Annotated in this window: 15 protein-coding genes; 6 read left to right on the top strand and 9 right to left on the bottom strand. The window is 35.9% G+C overall.

Annotation, left to right across the window (positions count from 1 at the left end):
• Positions 1-2: 2 nt before the first annotated feature.
• The 4 genes from AAFX60_015000 to AAFX60_014985 form a co-directional block, all read right to left on the bottom strand.
• Entirely contained in the window at positions 3-545 is a 543-nt protein-coding gene (locus tag AAFX60_015000; protein XDF79726.1) for a hypothetical protein, read from the bottom strand.
• A 9-nt stretch (positions 546-554) separates the two neighbouring features.
• Positions 555-1,538, bottom strand: coding sequence for a hypothetical protein (locus tag AAFX60_014995; GenBank protein XDF79725.1), 984 nt, complete (start codon positions 1,536-1,538; stop codon positions 555-557).
• A 282-nt stretch (positions 1,539-1,820) separates the two neighbouring features.
• A complete protein-coding gene (locus AAFX60_014990; GenBank protein XDF79724.1) occupies positions 1,821-3,209 on the bottom strand; it encodes a histidine kinase sensor domain-containing protein in 1,389 nt (462 codons plus the stop codon).
• A gap of 5 nt (positions 3,210-3,214) precedes the next feature.
• Entirely contained in the window at positions 3,215-3,880 is a 666-nt protein-coding gene (locus AAFX60_014985; protein ID XDF79723.1) for a response regulator transcription factor, read from the bottom strand.
• A 194-nt stretch (positions 3,881-4,074) separates the two neighbouring features.
• Between AAFX60_014985 and AAFX60_014980 the strand changes: the two genes are divergently transcribed.
• The 3 genes from AAFX60_014980 (at position 4,075) to AAFX60_014970 (ending at position 6,584) form a co-directional block, all read left to right on the top strand.
• Positions 4,075-4,455, top strand: coding sequence for a DUF3316 domain-containing protein (locus tag AAFX60_014980; GenBank protein XDF79722.1), 381 nt, complete (start codon positions 4,075-4,077; stop codon positions 4,453-4,455).
• A gap of 103 nt (positions 4,456-4,558) precedes the next feature.
• Positions 4,559-5,239 (top strand): heavy metal response regulator transcription factor, encoded by a 681-nt coding sequence (locus tag AAFX60_014975; protein ID XDF79721.1) that lies wholly within the window; start codon positions 4,559-4,561, stop codon positions 5,237-5,239.
• 4 nt (positions 5,240-5,243) lie between these two features.
• Positions 5,244-6,584, top strand: a complete 1,341-nt coding sequence (locus AAFX60_014970; protein XDF79720.1) for a heavy metal sensor histidine kinase — start codon at positions 5,244-5,246, stop codon at positions 6,582-6,584.
• 17 nt (positions 6,585-6,601) lie between these two features.
• Here the strand turns inward: AAFX60_014970 and AAFX60_014965 are convergent, their stop codons facing one another.
• Both AAFX60_014965 and AAFX60_014960 read right to left on the bottom strand, forming a co-directional pair.
• Positions 6,602-7,075: a methylated-DNA--[protein]-cysteine S-methyltransferase gene (locus tag AAFX60_014965; GenBank protein XDF79719.1), complete on the bottom strand. Its 474-nt coding sequence runs from the start codon at positions 7,073-7,075 to the stop codon at positions 6,602-6,604.
• A gap of 23 nt (positions 7,076-7,098) precedes the next feature.
• Positions 7,099-7,410 carry a metalloregulator ArsR/SmtB family transcription factor gene (locus tag AAFX60_014960; GenBank protein XDF79718.1) on the bottom strand — a complete coding sequence of 104 codons (312 nt, stop codon included), beginning with the start codon at positions 7,408-7,410 and terminating at the stop codon, positions 7,099-7,101.
• Between the two features lie 107 nt (positions 7,411-7,517).
• Between AAFX60_014960 and AAFX60_014955 the strand changes: the two genes are divergently transcribed.
• The 3 genes from AAFX60_014955 to AAFX60_014945 all read left to right on the top strand — a co-directional run bounded on the left by AAFX60_014955 (position 7,518) and on the right by AAFX60_014945 (position 10,211).
• Positions 7,518-8,438, top strand: coding sequence for a permease (locus AAFX60_014955; GenBank protein XDF79717.1), 921 nt, complete (start codon positions 7,518-7,520; stop codon positions 8,436-8,438).
• Positions 8,439-8,654: 216 nt separating this feature from the next.
• Entirely contained in the window at positions 8,655-9,179 is a 525-nt protein-coding gene (locus AAFX60_014950; protein ID XDF79716.1) for a DUF3087 domain-containing protein, read from the top strand.
• Between the two features lie 150 nt (positions 9,180-9,329).
• Positions 9,330-10,211 (top strand): NAD(P)-dependent oxidoreductase, encoded by an 882-nt coding sequence (locus tag AAFX60_014945; protein XDF79715.1) that lies wholly within the window; start codon positions 9,330-9,332, stop codon positions 10,209-10,211.
• A 64-nt stretch (positions 10,212-10,275) separates the two neighbouring features.
• Here the strand turns inward: AAFX60_014945 and AAFX60_014940 are convergent, their stop codons facing one another.
• The 3 genes from AAFX60_014940 to AAFX60_014930 all read right to left on the bottom strand — a co-directional run bounded on the left by AAFX60_014940 (position 10,276) and on the right by AAFX60_014930 (position 14,597).
• Complete coding sequence (locus AAFX60_014940) at positions 10,276-10,497, bottom strand: hypothetical protein (protein XDF79714.1); 222 nt, start codon at positions 10,495-10,497, stop codon at positions 10,276-10,278.
• Between the two features lie 381 nt (positions 10,498-10,878).
• Positions 10,879-12,504, bottom strand: a complete 1,626-nt coding sequence (locus AAFX60_014935; GenBank protein XDF79713.1) for a methyl-accepting chemotaxis protein — start codon at positions 12,502-12,504, stop codon at positions 10,879-10,881.
• A 461-nt stretch (positions 12,505-12,965) separates the two neighbouring features.
• Entirely contained in the window at positions 12,966-14,597 is a 1,632-nt protein-coding gene (locus AAFX60_014930) for a methyl-accepting chemotaxis protein (protein XDF79712.1), read from the bottom strand.
• Between the last annotated feature and the right edge of the window lie 354 nt (positions 14,598-14,951).

Genomic DNA, 14,951 nt, shown 5'->3' with positions numbered 1-14,951 from the left:
TCTTATTTTTCCAACCATTGAATAATGTCAGAGACTTCTGTAAGTGACGGATCAAGTTCTAATGCTTTTTTCCATGACACTATCGCCAATTCAACTTGGTTCAGCTTATAGTGAACACTACCTTTCATTGACAGTACTTTTGCAGGGTTTTCTGTTAGCGCTTCAGCTTCATTTAATAAGGCAAGGGCCCCTACAAAATCACCATTAGCCGCTTTTTCTTTTGCTTCTATACGTAAAGCTAATGATTTAGGCTCATTAAATGCTGAAACTTGAGCTTCTTCTGAATCATTTAATTCAGGTAGCAATGCATTAATATCTTCCTCAGGGATAAGGTCAGTATCAATGGTCAAAATCAAGTTAGGATCAGACAAGTCAATTTGAAATGCCGAACGATACTGTTCTCCATTCAATCGAATAGATAATTGATTCTTTTCAAAAGGAATATTCTCTGCGGTTTGCTGAGATGTAACATCACTAGCCGATGCCATTGACGTCATCATGCATTGAACCGCAATGGCTGAAACAAATAAAATACGCTTTTTCATAACAGCCCCTTAGAAACGAAAACCAATAGTAAAATCAACAGCCGCACCACCAAACTTGCCAGTCACAACATCGCCTTGGTGCATACTCTTATAAGTATTCTTCTCAATATAAGCGACACCGATATCAAAAAAACCATGCTTCATATAGGCAAATTCAACACCTGAACGCATCGCGAAACTGTTCTTTCCTTCAACGAATTGAGAACCAGCACCAATATATAAACTCGGAGACGGCCAAGAAGGAGTTAAAGTGTATAAAACACGCCCTTCAATACCACCACCTTCAACATTGAATAAGTTATTTCTATCCGTATTTTGAAAGTAATTTGCAATAACAGCAAAATGCAAACGTTCATTAGGTAAATGACGAGTGTAATAACGAAGACTAAAATCAGTTACGTTACTAAAAGCACCATGACTTTCTCCATTAACTTTGGCATCACCACTTAAATCAATATAGCTCATAGCGAAACCAAACTGATGTGGATTTAATTCCTTCTTAATTTCTTCTTCTTTTTTAGTCATTAAATAACCATCAGCCCAAATCGTTTCATTATTTTCGGCCTGAACTAAAGAAAGAGTAATATTTTGAGAGGAATCACTTAAACCCATTCGCCACATTAAAAATGCGTCAGATTGAATTTCTTGACCCAGTAAACGCAACTCTTTATTACTTTCAAGTCCACGTTGATATTTAATAGAGGTTTTAGTTAAATGAAGTCGAGTCTTATTACACTCAAGACAATCACGAACCAATAAGCCTGATTCTTGCATCTTTGTTGTTAATAACACATTGATATCATCAACTTGACTTTGAGTTACGTTATTATCAATCTTTCCTTGAAAGTAGATAGTTACAGAGTTAATGTTTTTCTTCTCTGCAATATCTTTAATCGCAAACCAAGATTCATCACGTTCCAAAAAGTCATAAATAGAAGAAGTTGATAATGAAAGCTCTGATGATGTCTTTATATTAGAAGACGCCACTGCCATATTACAAAAATAACACCGCATAAGATAATTAATAATTTATTAAACAAAATTTTACCTAAAATATACACTAGCCAAATAATCCGGCGCAGTATACATTAAGTTTTAAATGCAACAACTAGCATAACCATCATGAAAACCCTCTTATGAAATCAATAACAAAATAATATTCGATATCAGTGAAATATATTTATTTAATATGTTTTATGAATATATATAACAAAAAAGGCTAATCCTAAATTTTATAGAATTAGCCTTTATTATTAACACTAAAGTTATTGTATTTTAAACTGGAAACAACAACATCACTCTTAATCCACCTTCTTTACGATTATCAGCAACAACACTTCCTTTCATAACAAACATCGATTCTTTTACAATAGCCAAACCGAGTCCATAACCGCCTGATTGCTTATCTCTTGCCGACTCTAAACGTGTAAAGGGTGAGAATATATTTAAGAGCTGATCTTCTGGTATGCCCGGACCATTATCTTCAACAATAATTGCCACATGGTTTTTCTCACGGCTTCGATACTCTGTGATAACCACTTGAATATATGCATTATCGCCAGCGTACTTAATCGCATTGGTGATTAAGTTTTTAACCACTCGAGTTACTAAGCGAGGTTCAGCATGAACAACTGGAGCTTCTTTAGAGCAGATAAAATCCAAACATTGTGTCGGTCTTAAATCCATGCGGCTTTGAATCACTTGTGCGGAGATACAGCTTTCAAGTAATACAGGCTCTAACTTAGTGTTATAGCGAGAATTCTCTAATCGACTAAATTCTAAGATTTCTCCAACTAAATCATTCATCTCATTAGATTCATTTTCCAAACGCTTAACTAAGTGAATATAATCAGGATCGACCTTCTTTTTTAATAAATGAAGCGCAAGATTATGCCGAGCTAATGGGGTTCTTAACTCATGCGAAACATCACGAATAAGTCGCTGTTGCTTTTCTGCTAGCGAGTGAATTTCATGCGTCATGTTATCAAAATCATGAGCTAATTCACTGAACTCTCGAACCGAATTTCCAATTTCGTCACTCACCTTTACATCAAAATCACCTTGAGCAAGCTTATGACTAACCTCTCTCAACTTATCTAAAGGTCGCTGTAAATATCGTGCAATAACCCAAGAGAATAACCCTAATATCAATACAGAAATAACTAACTTAATAATCCCAAAATAAAGAGGAAAATTATTAGCTGGGTGATATTGATACGGCATTTGAATCACAATAGTTAACCCGTTTTCTAATGGAATACCAATAATGGGTTGATTAACTTCATTATCCAATTGCGTATTTAAAGGGCGTAAAAATTTCAGTTTAAACTCAAAATGAGGATGCATATCGCGGTGTGTAATTGGGCGGTTATTTTGGTCCAAAACAAATAAATAGTACTCTTGTGCACTCGCCCAATCCGCTAACTCATCCATATCCCCTTCTTCGATCAAGATATTTGCCTGCTCGGCCAAATCCAACATCTTAGTCTGAATAGAGCTAGGAATACGGAGCATAGATTTCATCAACGCAATTTCGGCCAAGCTCTGCAAAGAGATAATTAAAAATAAACTCACAGCAAAAGCACTAAATAAACGAAATGCTAGGCCATTTTTATATTTGCAAATAAAAGAGGGACACGACTCAAACCATCGAAGCAACGTCATTCCCCCTATCCATTAACCACTTTAATAAAACTATAACCACGCCCACGAACCGTTTTAATATGCTGCTTTGATAAGCCTGATTGCAATAATTTACGGCGGATATTACTAATATGCATATCCAAATTACGGTCAAATGGACATAACTCTTTTTTCAAAATATTGGTTTGTAAATCGGCTTTAGATACAACAACGTCCGTATTTTTAATTAAGTATTGCAGTAATTCTGATTCCGTTTCAGTTAAAGGTAGACGTAAAAATTGTTCAGCTAAATCTTCCGTTGCACCTACATAGCTTTGACGCTGACGTTCAAGCCCTACACGACGTAAAATCGCAGTGATCCTTGCAAGTAGTTCTGGCACATTAAAAGGTTTTGCAATGAAATGATCCGCCCCCGCTTGCAATCCATCAAGCATAGACGCTTCATCGCCTAAGGCCGTAAGCATAAGGATAGGAGTAGCAAAACGCTGACATATACGTCGAGCCACTTGGTAACCATCTAGCTTTGGTAACATTACATCAAGCAAAACGAGATCTATAGAGTGCGTTTGAATAAATTCCAGAGCACTTTCGCCACAATGTACGCAATCGACATCATAGCCTTCATCTTGTAATACTTCTTGCAACAAATTGCATAGCTCAATGTCGTCATCAACAACTAAAATACGGGACACGTTTACTTACCATTAAAATGAAAATCGTTCGCATTCTATTCGTCAGTAATTAAGAGTGCAATAGTGAATTGAATTAAGCGACACAACACAAAAATAAAGATGACAAAAATGTCATTCAATAGACCCTTTGTTGTCACCATCACTTGATTATGATGAACCTACTTAAACAAGAAAAGCTCATTAAGGAGTCTATTATGAAATCATTCAAATCACTTGCTTTAACTACTCTAATTATTGTTGCAAGCTCAAGCGCAATGGCAAACCCAGTAATCACAAGCGGTAACTACATTAGTAAAAGTAACAGTACTGTAATTCACACTGATAGCGTATCAACAAAACAAGCGGCTTATAATCAAGCGTTAACTAAATTAAATCAATTAGATGAAAGTACACCGAAAGAACTGAAAAAAGCACTAAAAGTCGCATCATTTGAATCAACAACAACGCAAAGTATTGGCTTAGATGACGATAGTTATATTACCGTTCAAGAAACAATGAACATGCAAGGACAAATACAATACACTGGATTAATTCATGCAAATTATCATTATCTAGAACGCAACTCAAATGACTAATTTTTTATGTTATTTTCTTTAAATCAACGTGTCATCTAAGAACGATACGTCTATATTGTATTGATAACCATTGATTATTCTCCATGCAGAAAGAAGTAATGATATGAAACTACTTATTATCGAAGATGAAACAAAAACAGGAGAGTACCTAAAAAAGGGATTAACAGAGTCAGGTTATACTGTTGATCTATCACAAGATGGTGCTGATGGTTTATATAACGCAACCACCAATCAGTACGACTTAATCATCTTAGATGTCATGTTACCTAAGCTAAATGGTTGGCAAATTCTACAAACACTACGGAATTGTGAAAATGATACGCCAATCATTATGCTCACCGCCAAAGATCAAATTGATGATAGAGTGAAAGGGTTTGAATTAGGTGCAAATGATTACCTAATTAAACCCTTTGCTTTTGCTGAACTAAAAGCTCGTGTTGAAAATGCCCTCAGAGCAAAATCAGTGATTTTGCAACCATCATCAAATGAGTTAGTTTTGCATGATTTAAAATTGGATCTGTTAAAACGAACCGCCACAAGAAACCAAGATAATATTACCCTTACTGCAAAAGAGTTTTCATTACTTGAGTTATTTATGCGTAAACAAGGGGAAGTATTATCAAGAACAACAATCGCCTCCCTGATTTGGGACATGAACTTTGATAGTGATACCAATGTCATTGATGTCGCGGTAAAACGACTTCGTTCTAAAATAGATAAACCCTACGACACCCCACTAATTCATACTGTTCGCGGTATGGGTTATAAAATGGACGAGTGCTAGTTATATGAAAAAACATTACTTATCAATGAAACTAAAACTGACATTAATGTTTTTCTCTACCTCTGTATTTGTCTTTATTGGCTTAGGTTTTGCCATTCAATACCTAGTCCAATCCCATTTTTATGAAGAAGATCTCCGTTTAATTAACGCCAATCGGACTTCCATTTTCGTCTTATTAGAAAATGAAGGCATAACTAGCAGTGAAATTTTTGCTTCCTTAAAAAGTCGCGGTATTAACATTTGGATTGCCAATGATAATGGCACATTGACACAAAATACCAATGTAATTCCAAATGACAGCGCCTTTAAACAATCAAAAAGAATCAACGAATGGACTTATGCAGGAAGTACATTTAGAACACTCTACTACCCACTAGAAAACGAGAATAATTATACTGGACTGCTTATAGGTATTAATATTGATCATCACATCGAGTTCAATAAGAGGCTAAAAGGCATTTTAATATGGTCAATTAGTATCGCGAGCCTACTCTCTTTCATTTGCAGCTTTATCATCGTAAATATGGGGTTTAAACCTCTGCAATATTTACAAGATCGCATCAAACAAGTTCAGCCAAATAAGCTAAGTATTCGATTGTCTGATGAACACTTACCCAACGAGTTGGTTGAACTTGCAAAAATACAAAACCAAATGCTTGATCGATTAGAGCTTGGGTTTGAACGACTCAGTGATTTTTCATCTGATATCGCTCATGAATTAAAAACGCCACTCTCAAATATTATGACTCAGACTCATGTCACCTTATCGCAGCCAAGAACACCTCATGAATATCAAGAGATCTTATCTTCAAACTTAGAAGAATTAGAACGCATTAACAAAACAATTAACGATACCTTGTATCTTGCTAAATCTGAAAATGACTTATTACTAAAAGACAATATGCAATTAGATTTAGAGCAACTCTTCGCCCCTATTATTGAGTACTACAGCATTGTGTCTGAAGAAACAGGAGTAACAATTCATCTATCAGGAAATGGATCTCTTTGGGGTGATAAATCCATGATGCAACGCGTAGCAAATAATCTACTCTCTAACGCTATACGTCACTCTGCACCTGATAGCGATATTCAAATTAAGATTGAAGAGAACCACAGTAACATCGTGTTATCTATCTCGAATATAGGAGATGAGATTCCTGATAAAGATTTACCTTTTATTTTTGAACGCTTTTATCGAGCAGACAAATCCAGACAACATTCAAGTAGCACAGGTGCAGGCTTAGGCTTAACTATTGTGCGTTCAATTGTGAACCTACATAACGGTGATATTTCCGTTCAATCGGAAGGAAAGAAAACCACTTTTTTGCTTACCTTTCCTTTATAGATCATAAGTCAATGTACCTATTTGTTTGATTCTAGTGCCAATAATTTTTCTTTAATATCAACGCCACCAGCATATCCAGTGAGGCTACCATTTTTGCCAATCACTCGGTGGCAAGGAACAATAATAGAGATAGGGTTTTTGCCATTCGCTCCACCCACAGCTTGTGATGCTTTTGGGTTACCTACTGCAATAGCAAGATCTTTGTAGCACCATGTTTTACCATACGGAATGGTCGTTAATGCCTTCCATACTTTATTTTGAAACTCAGTTCCTTTAGCCGCTAACGGAATAGAAAAATCACGACGATCACCTCGAAAATACTCTTTTAATTGGGTTACCGTTAATTTTAAAATTGGGTGGTCATCGGCTCGAGTACCGAATTCACTTAATTCCATTTTATGACTTTCATACCAAACACCAAGTAAGCCCTCATCATTAGCGTTAACCGTTATTTGGCCAATTGGACTTTCAAACTGAGTATAAACATTCATTTAATTATTCCTTTTTTATTAACTTACTTATCCGCATTAGTCTCACTGGATTCATCAAAACAGCATTCATCTTGCAAAAAATCAATTACCGAAGTGAGCTTTTCATACTCAGCAACACAAAATAAAGTACGGCCTTCTCGACGCTGTGTAATTAATCCAGCAGAAACTAATCCTGATACATGATGTGACAATGTAGAACCTGGAATATTCAATTTTTCTTGCAATCCACCCACAGCAATACCTTGATAACCCGCACGTACAACCCCTTTATAAATAGCCAAACGGGTCGGATGTCCTAATTCTTTCAATGCTTTAGCAATAATTTCGATATCCATTATTTATTCCTCATTAAATTTATATTTCGATATTACTAGAAATATGTTGATCATGCTAATTGAAAAGCGTATATTTCGATTATTCCAGAAATATAGAGATTTAGATTATGTTTACAATTACACAAGACATGGTGATGGACACCCTTAATATGTTTGCATTTTTAGCTGCAGAGCTAACCGTGCTTTTCCTTTTAATTAGTTATCTAGTTGGTGTTTTGCAGGAATATATCCCACCTTCAAAAATCCAAAGTATCTTGAGTGGAAAAAATGGCAGAGGGTATTTTGTTGCTGGCCTACTAGGTGCTATTACTCCATTCTGCTCATGCTCAACTATCCCTTTCTTAAAAGGTTTACTTCGAGCAAAAGCTGGATTTGGTACCATGATGGTATTCTTATTTGCAAGCCCACTACTTAACCCTATTATTATTGGGCTATTCGCAGTTACTTTCGGTATTAAAGTGACCGTTTTCTACTTTGCTATTGCAATGGGTGTATCGGTTATTGCCGGTTACTTACTAGAAAAACTTGGTTTTGAAAAATACGTAAAAGAAAGTGCTTACATTGCACCTGAGCCAAAATGTTGTGGTTCAACTTGTGGTGGAGAGAAAAAAGCACCTCAAAGCAAATGGGTGAAAATTTGGAACAGCACATGGAGTGATTTCAAAAAAGTATTACCTTACTTAATCGGCGGTATTGCTCTTGGTTCGATGATCTACGGTTTTATGCCAACAGAATTTGTCGCTAAAGTGGCAAGTGAAAATAACCCATTTGCTATTCCTGTTGCTGCAGTTATTGGTATTCCACTATACATTCGAGCTGAAGCGGTTATTCCTCTCAGTGCGGCATTAGCTGCAAAAGGGATGAGCCTAGGAGCAGTTATGGCATTAATTATTGGCAGTGCTGGTGCAAGTTTAACTGAAGTGATTTTATTGAAATCTATCTTCAAAAACCAAATGATTATTGCCTTCCTTACTGTGATTTTAGGTATGGCAATGGGAGCCGGTTTCTTATACCAATTTATCTTTTAAGATACTCTGGCATTAAAAGATATTACATAATAAAAATCAGCCATATCAGGTCCTCTTGATATGGCTCTTTATCTTTGATTACAATTCAATAGAACGTATTGGCCTTTCATAACTAAATTTTTGATAACACAAACGGTTACTCTTTCTTAATTCCAATTCCACTTATTTCCACGCTACACTTATTAATAAGCATAAATTCATTAAGAGAGAGCAGGTATGAAAATTCAAAATATAGATAAAGATACTTACCGAAAGAAAACCAATCTTGTAATGGTATCTTTTGTTGCATTACTTGCAGCTCTTGCTATTTTATTTGGATCCATTCTGATTGCATTTTTTGGTTTTGAAGGTGTGACAGAATCAGGGTCTACAGGTAACTTTCACCTCAATGTTTTAGGCGTCATCTTAAGTCTCATAGCTACTTCTTTCATTATGAATAAAGTTAAAACTAACCCATACTTTGATGACATTATGTATGTTTGGAAACTAAAACAGCTCCATCACCATATTTACCGAAAACTTGCAGCGATAAAGACAAAAGCAGAGCAAAATGACCATGATTCACTATTAATACTTGCCTTCTATTATACAACTCAAAAGCAAGTATTCATTTTGGATAACAATACACTTACGATTACTTCAGTTCAGAAAAACATAAATGAGCTATATGAAAAAGCTGCTGAAATTAATTTTGGTATTGATCTGAACGATTTCAATATCGACTTGTTGAATAAGTATTAACCCCAGTCAAAACATGGTTAATATTCAGATATCAAACTGTTACAAGATATGTTTTAATTCTCATGAGTCCTATCAACAAGCTATTAATCATATAAATACTTAGAAAGTAGATTAAATGGCTATCACATTACAACATAAATAAGGAACGACATGGAAATCACTAATGTTAGCTTTATTGGTTTAGGCGTTATGGGCTACCCAATGGCTCGTCACCTTCAAAATGCAGGTTATTCTACAACGGTTTATAATCGTACCGAAGCGAAAGCAAAGCAGTGGGCCACAGAATACAAAGGACAATCCGCTTCGACGCCACGTGAAGCCTCTGAAGGCTCAGATATCGTATTCGTTTGTGTTGGGAATGATGACGATGTCCGTAGCGTAATTTATGGCGGCGATGGCATTCTTGCTGGATTAAAGCCAGGTGCTATCTTAGTGGATAACACCACAACATCAGCGACGCTAGCAATCGAATTAGCAAAAGCCTGTGAAGCACAAGGGAATCACTTTATTGATGCTCCTGTCTCAGGCGGACAAGCTGGTGCTGAAAATGGTGTATTAACTGTAATGTGCGGTGGTAACGAAGACGCTTTTAATACAGCAAAACCTGTTATTCAAAGTTTTGCAAAAGCCATTACACTTCTTGGTGAAAACGGCCAAGGCCAACGCTGTAAAATGGCAAACCAGATCTGTATTGCTGGTGTATTAAAAGGGTTAAGTGAAGCATTAATCCTTGCTGAAAAAGCTAACCTAGATATTGACCTTGTTGTTGAAACTTTAAAACACGGTGCTGCTGGTTCATGGCAAATGGAAAACCGCGCAAGCACCATGGCTCAGGATAAATTCGATTTTGGTTTTGCAATCGACTGGATGAGAAAAGATCTTGGTATCTGTCTAGATGAAGCAAAAGTTCATGGTATTAAACTGCCACTAACAGAAGAAGTTGATCAAGAATACCAAAACCTTCAAGAGCAAGGTTTAGGGCGAATGGATACATCCGTGTTAATCAAAGCGATTAAACAAAAAACCAATTAATTACCTTCCCATTCTTAATCATGCATAAATGAGTAGCGTCTATAAGCTACTCATTTTCTTAGGATTAAAATGCTAATCCTCTTTCATATTTGCCAACAATAAAAGCAACGTATCCAATTTTAACAAAAGCCGCGATTACAATCGTCACTATATGCGCTGCAACTTGTTGCATAATTGAAAAATGTGATGCAAAAGGAAAGCTAATTAATAATGAAATAGTCATAATTATTAAGCTGATACATAAAATAGCACCACCAATTTGAGTTACTTTCTTAAAATTAATCATAACAACACCTTTAAACATGCATTTCAGATGCAACTTAATATAGTTGAGAATAATTCTTATGTAAAGCTTTAATTAATCACTATCTCTATCAGCGCTTCGTCTGTATGTGCTACATCAATTCAATTTACTTCATATTGATGCTCCGCTTATTGAATGTAAGCAAAATGGACTAAAAGAAGGTTATATTGGCTAATCAGCTGAAATATTTGATGTTATTCTTCCTTAATCAATGAAAATGAAGAATTAATTTGTTGGTTTATCGTTGTGCTTGCTAGAAAGGTAATATGCTTTTCTATCATTCTTTGTTGTACAAAAAAGGAGATCATATGATCTCCTTTTTAATTTCTAGTACACACTAGTTCAATTCAATGACTCGTCAAATTACACTTTAAAGCGCGATAGAGACTGCTGAAGAGTTGAAGCCAATTGTGCTAACTCAACACTTGATTGAGCCGTTTGCTCTGCACCCAGTGCAACTTCGCTTGCCGATAGACTCATGCTTTGAATATTGCGACCAAGTTCTTCTGTTACTGAATCTTGCTGGCTACATGCACTTGCAATTTGAATGCTCGTGTCCGTCACTTTCATCATGGTTTCTTCAATCATTTGAATTGAATTACCCGTTTGAACACTTTGCTCTACACAAACACGGATCTTAGAACAACTTTGATCTGTCGCTGATTTAGCGTGTGCAGCACTTGCTTGTAACTTCTCAATGATTTCAACGATTTCACTTGTTGATGATTGAGTACGACCAGCAAGAGAACGAACTTCATCGGCTACAACCGCGAAACCACGACCTTGTTCACCAGCACGTGCCGCTTCAATCGCTGCATTCAATGCTAATAAGTTCGTTTGATCAGCAATACCACGAATAACTTCAACAACCACGCTGATATTATTTGATTCGCGCTCTAACTCTTCAACCAACTCTCCTGCTTGCTCGATATCACGAGAAACAATCTGAATTTGCTCAATATTAGATTGAACGTCTTGGTTACCCTGCTTCGCTTCTTCTGACGCTTCTAGAGCAGACGTTGAGGCTGTTTCAGTGTTGTTTGCCACTTCTGCAACCGTTGCCTTCATCTCTTCCATTGCAGCTGCAACCATTGTGATGTCTGATTGTTGTTGTTGCATACCACGTGAAGATTGCTCAGAAATCGCACTCATCTCTTCAACCGCAGCTGAAAGTTGAGTAACAGCAGAAATCGTATCTTCAATTAGAATTCGTAATTGATGCTGCATTTCAATGTTAGTGTCCGCTAGCGCACCTAACTCATCATTGCCAATCTCGCTACGACGAAGTTCAAACGTTAAATCACCTGCAGCAATCGCTTTAGACTGTTCAACCACTAAGTTTAATGGACGACAAATCTGACGAGCTAAGAAGAAAGTAATAAAGATCATAAATGCGATTAATGCACTAAAAGATACTTTAGTCGCCAACGTTACGTTATTAACGCTGCCCATGATTGATTTTCTATTGTTACTAACAAAAACAAGGTTAGCCTGAAGTAGACCATCCATAGCAGTGCCTACTTCTTCAAACTGAGAAAAAGAATCCACAAGCTCTTGCTGAGCTAACTTAGCCTTTTTATTCGCAACTAAACCATTAAATTCTTTTAGTTGAGTTAAGTATTTCTGCCAGCTATTTGCAACACGCTCAAAAACACGACGTTCATCAGCACTCGCAACCGTTGCTTCATATGCATCAAGATCAGATTGAATTTGTGCCTCTTGTTTTGACAAAAGAGCTAATAAGTTTGGTAAATCTTTTTCTTGATATGTTAATGCTGCATATTGGTTACGACGATACGCGTTCATTTCAAAATATACGTCTTCCACCGATAACACACTTGGAACAGTAGAATCAGTAAAGTTAATAACTTCTGACTCTACTTTATTTAATTCTTGTAATAGGAAAAAAGCAAACGCAATCATCACCAAACCAATGGCAGAAAAGACAACTGCAATTTTCTTTTGTACTGCTAAATTTTTGTAACTCATGATGTTTTACAACCTTATAAATTATTCTTCTCACTCGTTCCATGAGCATTACTGTTTTGAACTAATAAATTAGCTCATCTGCGAACGTTATCGGCAGAGAGGCGAGAAAATAAAATAAAATACGTAAAAAGTCACACGGTTTTATAATTGCAATAAAGGTTAAATAAATTAATAAGTTATTAAATCCCACAACAAGCAAACCATTGCATTTTTGAAATGGTAAAAAAGGTAAATAAGGTGTTATTGATAAAAGTAACAATTTACCTAAATTCAATAAAAAAATGTGAAAATACTTTCACTATGGCTCAAAGGTCAAAAATATACCGCCAACAAACAAAGCGCCAATGCTTTTTTTAAAAGATTTTTTTTATACAATCTTTCTATTATTGTTGATTTCCTATGGACTTATAAAAAAAGTGATGGCATTTGCCATCACTTTATTCTTTAAATTCAATCAAAAATTAAACTTTAAAGTACGATAAAGAAGTTTGTAATTTATTTGCTAACTGCGCTAACTCAACACTTGATTGAGCCGTTTGCTCTGCACCCAGTGCAACTTCACTTGCCGATAGACTCATGCTTTGAATATTGCGACCAAGTTCTTCTGTTACAGAATCTTGTTGGCTACATGCGCTTGCAATTTGAATGCTCGTGTCAGTTACTTTCATCATGGTTTCTTCAATCATTTGAATTGAGTTACCCGTTTGAACACTTTGCTCTACACAAACACGGATCTTAGAACAACTTTGATCTGTCGCTGATTTAGCGTGTGCAGCACTTGCTTGTAACTTCTCAATGATTTCAACGATTTCACTTGTTGATGATTGAGTACGACCAGCAAGAGAACGAACTTCATCGGCAACAACCGCGAAACCACGACCTTGTTCGCCAGCACGTGCCGCTTCAATCGCTGCGTTCAATGCTAATAAGTTCGTTTGATCAGCAATACCACGAATAACTTCAACAACCACGCTGATGTTATTTGATTCGCGTTCTAACTCTTCAACCAATTCTCCTGCTTGTTCGATATCACGAGAAACAATCTGAATTTGCTCAATATTAGATTGAACGTCTTGGTTACCTTGCTTCGCTTCTTCTGACGCTTCTAGAGCAGACGTTGATGCTGTTTCAGTGTTGTTTGCCACTTCTGCAACCGTTGCCTTCATCTCTTCCATTGCAGCTGCAACCATTGTGATGTCTGATTGTTGTTGTTGCATACCACGTGAAGATTGCTCAGAGATTGCACTCATCTCTTCAACCGCTGCTGAAAGTTGAGTAACAGCAGAAATCGTATCTTCAATTAGAATTCGTAATTGATGCTGCATTTCAATGTTAGTATCCGCTAGCGCACCTAACTCATCATTACCAATCTCGCTACGACGAAGTTCAAACGTTAAATCACCTGCAGCAATCGCTTTAGACTGTTCAACCACTAAGTTTAATGGGCGACAAATCTGACGAGCTAAAAAGAAAGTAATAAAGATCATAAATGCGATTAATGCACTAAACGATACTTTTGTTGCTAATGTTACGCTATCAACGCTACTCATAATGGAAGTACGGTTATTACTAACAAAACCAAGGTTAATATCAACTAATCCATCCATTGCATCGCCAACACCATTAAAATCATCTAACGAATTAACTAAAATCGCATGAGCTTTATCAAGTTCACGATCTTTAATTAATTGAGGAAAATCACGAAAAAGATTTGAATAAGCCTTCCATGATGCCAGTACTGCATCAAAAACTCTTCGTTCTTCTGCTCCTGCAACTGTTGCATCGTAGCTAGCTAACATGTTTTTGATATTCGCTAAAGTTGTATTCTGGCGCTTAAACAAAGCCTCTAAACCAGAGTCATATTCTTTATATGTTAATGATGCATATTGACTACGACGTAGTACGGACATTTCAAAATACATTGCCTCAACTGACAATACACTTGGGACAGTAGAATCTGTAAAGTTAATAACTTCAGACTCTACTTTATTTAATTCTTGTAATAGGAAAAAAGCAAACGTAACCATTACCACGCCAATGGCAGAAAAGACAACTGCAATTTTCTTTTGTACTGCTAAATTTTTGTAACTCATGTAATTTTACAACCTTATAATTTATTCTTTTTACTCGTTCCATGAGCATTGTTATTTTGAGCTAACGAATTAACTCACCTACAAACGTAAATTGTAGATAAGCGAGAAAGTAAAATAAAATTATCTAAAAGTCACACAGTTTTATAATTTAAAAAAGTTAATTAAATTAAACGTTTGTAACTACATAAGAAACGGAAACCTTTGCTAATTTTACGAATGTAAAAAAATAAGTAATTCGACAAAATTTATTGCTGTAAATTACTTATTTTTTGATAACACCATGTTAAATTCATTTTTAATAAGCTCAACCGTCAAATTTATATCGCCTGAAAAATGACATTAAAGTTTATATAA

The organism is Aliivibrio fischeri, assembly GCA_038993745.2.
Classification (GTDB): Bacteria; Pseudomonadota; Gammaproteobacteria; order Enterobacterales; family Vibrionaceae; genus Aliivibrio; species Aliivibrio fischeri_B.
The sequence above is the reverse complement of the archived record's forward strand: the minus strand, read 5'-3'. Positions and strand labels throughout refer to the sequence as shown.

Coding starts and splice junctions, on each gene's coding strand:
- AAFX60_014980 (XDF79722.1), top strand. CDS start 4,075: ATGAAATCATTCAAATCACTTGCTTTAACTACTCTAATTATTGTTGCA.
- AAFX60_015000 (XDF79726.1), bottom strand. CDS start 545: ATGAAAAAGCGTATTTTATTTGTTTCAGCCATTGCGGTTCAATGCATG.
- AAFX60_014935 (XDF79713.1), bottom strand. CDS start 12,504: ATGAGTTACAAAAATTTAGCAGTACAAAAGAAAATTGCAGTTGTCTTT.
- AAFX60_014960 (XDF79718.1), bottom strand. CDS start 7,410: ATGGATATCGAAATTATTGCTAAAGCATTGAAAGAATTAGGACATCCG.
- AAFX60_014945 (XDF79715.1), top strand. CDS start 9,330: ATGGAAATCACTAATGTTAGCTTTATTGGTTTAGGCGTTATGGGCTAC.
- AAFX60_014950 (XDF79716.1), top strand. CDS start 8,655: ATGAAAATTCAAAATATAGATAAAGATACTTACCGAAAGAAAACCAAT.
- AAFX60_014955 (XDF79717.1), top strand. CDS start 7,518: ATGTTTACAATTACACAAGACATGGTGATGGACACCCTTAATATGTTT.
- AAFX60_014990 (XDF79724.1), bottom strand. CDS start 3,209: ATGACGTTGCTTCGATGGTTTGAGTCGTGTCCCTCTTTTATTTGCAAA.
- AAFX60_014995 (XDF79725.1), bottom strand. CDS start 1,538: ATGGCAGTGGCGTCTTCTAATATAAAGACATCATCAGAGCTTTCATTA.
- AAFX60_014970 (XDF79720.1), top strand. CDS start 5,244: ATGAAAAAACATTACTTATCAATGAAACTAAAACTGACATTAATGTTT.
- AAFX60_014975 (XDF79721.1), top strand. CDS start 4,559: ATGAAACTACTTATTATCGAAGATGAAACAAAAACAGGAGAGTACCTA.
- AAFX60_014965 (XDF79719.1), bottom strand. CDS start 7,075: ATGAATGTTTATACTCAGTTTGAAAGTCCAATTGGCCAAATAACGGTT.
- AAFX60_014930 (XDF79712.1), bottom strand. CDS start 14,597: ATGAGTTACAAAAATTTAGCAGTACAAAAGAAAATTGCAGTTGTCTTT.
- AAFX60_014940 (XDF79714.1), bottom strand. CDS start 10,497: ATGATTAATTTTAAGAAAGTAACTCAAATTGGTGGTGCTATTTTATGT.